This window comes from Oryzihumus sp. (assembly GCF_054325275.1).
This window is the reverse complement of record NZ_JBTCWL010000128.1, coordinates 1-3,803: the sequence shown is the minus strand read 5'-3', so window position 1 is coordinate 3,803 and position 3,803 is coordinate 1. Positions and strand designations below refer to the sequence as shown.

Here is a 3,803-nt window from a genome sequence, read left to right as displayed (position 1 = left end):
GTCGAGCACGTGCCGTTCGAGCCCGAGACGCGCGGCCTGGCCCTGCTCGTCGTCGACACCCGCGCCGAGCACTCCCTGGTCGACGGTCAGTACGCCGAGCGCCGCGCCAGCTGCGAGCAGGCGGCCCGCGAGCTGGGCGTGGCCTCGCTGCGGGAGGTGCCCGCCGAGCAGCTGCAGGAGGCGTTGACCCGCCTGGACGACCCGGTCGTGCGGGCCCGCACCCGGCACGTCGTCAGCGAGATCGCCCGCGTCGAGCAGTCGGTGGAGGCCCTGCGCCGCTGGCGGATCCGCGAGCTGGGCGAGATCTTCGACGCCTCGCACGCCTCGATGCGCGACGACTTCGAGATCTCCTGCCCCGAGCTGGACCTGGCCGTGGACACGGCCCGGGCCCACGGGGCGGTCGGCGCCCGGATGACCGGCGGCGGCTTCGGGGGCTCGGCCATCGCCCTGGTGCCGTGGGGCGACGAGGACGAGGTCGGCGAGGCCGTGGTGGAGGCGTTCGAGGACGCGGGCTTCCGCACCCCCCGCTACTTCGCCGTGGACGCCAGCGGCCCCGCCGGCAGGGACGCCTGAGCGCCCCGGTCCGTGCGGTCACCGCGGCAGGTGACCACACGGCATACCGGGGTCAGGCCGGCGGCGGGGCGAGCTCGTCGATGAGGTCGACGAGGTCGGCGACCGAGTCCACGACCCGCGTCGGGCGGTAGGGGAAGCGCTCGACCTGCTCGGCGCGGGTGGACCCGGTGAGCACGAGGATCGTGCGCAGCCCGGCCTCGAGGCCGCTGATGACGTCGGTGTCCATGCGGTCGCCGATCATCACCGTGGTCTCGGAGTGGGCGTCGATGCGGTTCAGGGCACTGCGCATCATCAGCGGGTTGGGCTTGCCGATGAAGTACGGCTCGACGCCCGTTGCGCGGGTGATCAGCGCGGCCACCGAGCCGGTCGCGGGCAGCGAGCCCTCCGGCGACGGGCCGCTCGGGTCGGGGTTGGTGGCGATGAAGCGGGCACCCTTCTCGATGAGGCGGATCGCCTTGGTGATCGCCTCGAAGGAGTAGGTGCGCGTCTCGCCGAGCACGACGTAGTCGGGGCTGCGCTCGGTGAGCACGTAGCCGACCTCGTGCAGCGCCGTGGTCAGGCCCGCCTCACCGATGACGTAGGCCGAGCCGCGGGCGCGCTGGTCGTCCAGGAACTGCGCGGTCGCCAGCGCCGAGGTCCAGATCGCCGACTCGGGCAGGTCGATGCCGCTGGCCAGCAGGCGGGCACGCAGGTCACGCGGGGTGAAGATCGAGTTGTTGGTCAGCACCAGGAAGCGCCGGCCGGACTCGATCAGCTTGGTCACGAAGTCTGCCGCCCCGGGGATGGCGCGCTCCTCGTGGACGAGCACCCCGTCCATGTCGGTCAGCCAGCAGTCGATCGGCTTGCGCTCGGTCATGGGGGACATCCTTTCAGGCTGGTATGCCGGGTCGCCGGGTCGCGGTCGGACGACAGGTCGCCGGGGCGGTCGCGACGCTGTCGGGGGCGGGCGGGATGCTGGTGCCGTGCCAAGCCAGCCGGTGACGTTCACGGTGCAGACGCCGCTGCCCTGCGGTCCGGTCGACGTGACCGTGACCGACGTCGGTGTCGCACGGCTGTCCTTCTTCGGCGACCGCGAGCGCGCGGTGACCGGCTCGGCTGACGGGGCCGGCGACCCGCGCGTGGCCCGGGTCCGGCAGGCGCTGGCCGACTACTTCGCGGGGCGCACCCGCGGGCTGGACCTGCCGGTCGACTGGCGCCACACGTCCGGACCGCAGCGGGAGGTGCTGCGCACCCTGCACGCCCAGGTCGGCTTCGGCGAGACCGTGACCTACGGCGGCCTCGCCCGGCGCAGCGGGGCGTTCGAGGACGACCCCGAGCCGGCCATGGTGCCGCGCACGGTCGGCACGATCATGGGCTCGAACCCGGTGCCGCTCGTCGTGCCCTGCCACCGGGTGGTCGCGAGCAACGGCCTGGGCGGGTTCACCGGTGGCCTCGCGATCAAGCAGTGGCTGCTCACCCTCGAGGGCGTCCTCGCCCCGACCCTGGACTGGTCGCCTGCGGACTGAGTCTGCGTCAGAGGTCGTAGTCAGCCACCACCGCGGCGTGGTCGCTCCACCGCTCGGCGTAGGTGTCGGCCCGACCCACGAACGTGTGGGTGACCAGGTCGGCCAGCGGCGCGGACGCGAGCTGGTAGTCGATCCGCCAGCCGGCGTCGTTGTCGAACGCCTTGCCGCGCCAGGACCACCACGTGTAGGGCCCGGCCACCTCGCCTGCCGACCGGCGGGTCACGTCGACCCACGCCCCGTCGGCCAGCCACTTGTCGAGGTAGGCCTGCTCGTCGGGCAGGAACCCGGCCTTGCCGAGGTTGCCCTTCCAGTTCTTCAGGTCCGCCTGCCGGTGGGCGACGTTGACGTCACCGCAGACCACGACGTGGGCGTCCTCGGCGGCGAGCTCGGCCATGCGGGTGGTCATCGCCTCGAGGAAGCGGTACTTCTCCTCCTGGCGCTCGGTCTCCGCCTCGCCAGTGTGCACGTAGACCGACACCAGGGTCACCGTCCGGCCGCCGACGACGACGTCGGTCTCGACCCAGCGCCCGCACGAGGCGAACTCCTCGACCCCGGGCAGCTCGACCTGCACCCGATCGTGCGGCTCGCGGGTCAGCACCGCCACCCCGGCCCGCCCGGCGGTCGCGCAGGCCGCGTGTGCCGCGTGCCAGTCGCCGAAGCCGCCGGCGTGCAGCTCGGCCGCGAGCTGGGTGTCGCTGGCCCGGACCTCCTGCAGGCACAGCACGTCGGGCTCGGCCTGCTGGAGCCAGGCCATGCCTCCGCGTCGGGCGGCGGCGCGGATGCCGTTGACGTTGGCGGTGACGATACGCATGGGGGCCATTCTCTCCGGGGCCCCGGACGACCCGGGCACCGGCCGGGTCGAGGCGACCGCAGGGCCTGCCCGAATCACGAGGCGCGGGACGGGATCCGGGTCTAGGGTCGCTCCGTGCCCGAGGAGACCGCCCCCGCCGAGCCGTCGAGTGCGCCCGCCGGGGCCGGCGCCGACCAGGACCAGACCACCCGAACCGTCGGCGCGCCGCCGGAGGACGACCTGGTGACCACCCGGCACACCCTCAAGGTCGGCCGGCGCACCCTGCGCTACACCGCCACGACCGGGCGGGTGGTGCTGCGCGACGAGGTCCACGAGGACGGCGTCTTCGCGGGGTTCAAGCCCAAGGCCGAGATGTTCCTGACCTCCTACGTCCTCGACGGTGGCGACACGAGGCGGCCGGTGACGTTCGCGTTCAACGGGGGGCCCGGCTCCTCCTCGGTGTGGCTGCACCTGGGCCTGTTCGGCCCGCGCCGGGTGGTCATGGGCGACGTCGGCGCGCTGGTGCCGCCGCCCTACGCCATGGCGGACAACCCCGAGTCGCTGCTCGCGGTCAGTGACCTGGTCTTCATCGACCCGGTCTCCACCGGCTACTCCCGCGCCGTCGAGGGCGGCAAGCCGAAGGAGTACCACGGGTTCACCGGCGACCTCGAGTCCGTGGGCGAGCTGATCCGGCTGTGGACCACCCGCAACAAGCGGTGGATGTCGCCCAAGCTGCTCGCCGGCGAGTCCTACGGCACGCTGCGCGCCGCGGCGCTGGCCGACCACCTGCAGGACCGCTACGGCATGTACCTCAACGGGATCGTGCTCATCTCCAGCGTCCTGGACATGGGCTCGATCGGCCTGCACGAGCCGGACGACCGGGCCCACGTCAACTTCCTGCCCACCTTCGCCGCCGTCGCGCACTACCACGGCCG

The 3,803-nt window shown here is 73.2% G+C and carries 5 protein-coding genes; 3 read left to right on the top strand and 2 right to left on the bottom strand.

Going from position 1 to position 3,803, the window contains the following annotated elements:
- The coding region (locus ACXVGS_RS18880; RefSeq protein ID WP_458538207.1) for a galactokinase at positions 1 to 573 on the top strand (573 nt) is incomplete at its 5' end.
- A 52-nt stretch (positions 574 to 625) separates the two neighbouring features.
- On the opposite strand, the gene ACXVGS_RS18875 is transcribed toward ACXVGS_RS18880, so the two are convergent.
- On the bottom strand, positions 626 to 1,429 hold the full coding sequence (locus tag ACXVGS_RS18875) for an HAD-IIA family hydrolase (protein ID WP_458530250.1): 804 nt from the start codon (positions 1,427 to 1,429) through the stop codon (positions 626 to 628).
- 106 nt (positions 1,430 to 1,535) lie between these two features.
- On the opposite strand from ACXVGS_RS18875, the gene ACXVGS_RS18870 reads away from it, so the two are divergent.
- On the top strand, positions 1,536 to 2,078 hold the full coding sequence (locus ACXVGS_RS18870) for a methylated-DNA--[protein]-cysteine S-methyltransferase (RefSeq protein ID WP_458530251.1): 543 nt from the start codon (positions 1,536 to 1,538) through the stop codon (positions 2,076 to 2,078).
- A gap of 7 nt (positions 2,079 to 2,085) precedes the next feature.
- Here the strand turns inward: ACXVGS_RS18870 and ACXVGS_RS18865 are convergent, their stop codons facing one another.
- Entirely contained in the window at positions 2,086 to 2,889 is an 804-nt protein-coding gene (locus tag ACXVGS_RS18865) for an exodeoxyribonuclease III (RefSeq protein WP_458538206.1), read from the bottom strand.
- Positions 2,890 to 3,003: 114 nt separating this feature from the next.
- On the opposite strand from ACXVGS_RS18865, the gene ACXVGS_RS18860 reads away from it, so the two are divergent.
- On the top strand, positions 3,004 to 3,803 hold an 800-nt coding region (locus ACXVGS_RS18860; protein ID WP_458538205.1), incomplete at its 3' end, for a S10 family serine carboxypeptidase-like protein.

Coding starts and splice junctions, on each gene's coding strand:
- ACXVGS_RS18875 (WP_458530250.1), bottom strand. CDS start 1,429: ATGACCGAGCGCAAGCCGATCGACTGCTGGCTGACCGACATGGACGGG.
- ACXVGS_RS18865 (WP_458538206.1), bottom strand. CDS start 2,889: ATGCGTATCGTCACCGCCAACGTCAACGGCATCCGCGCCGCCGCCCGA.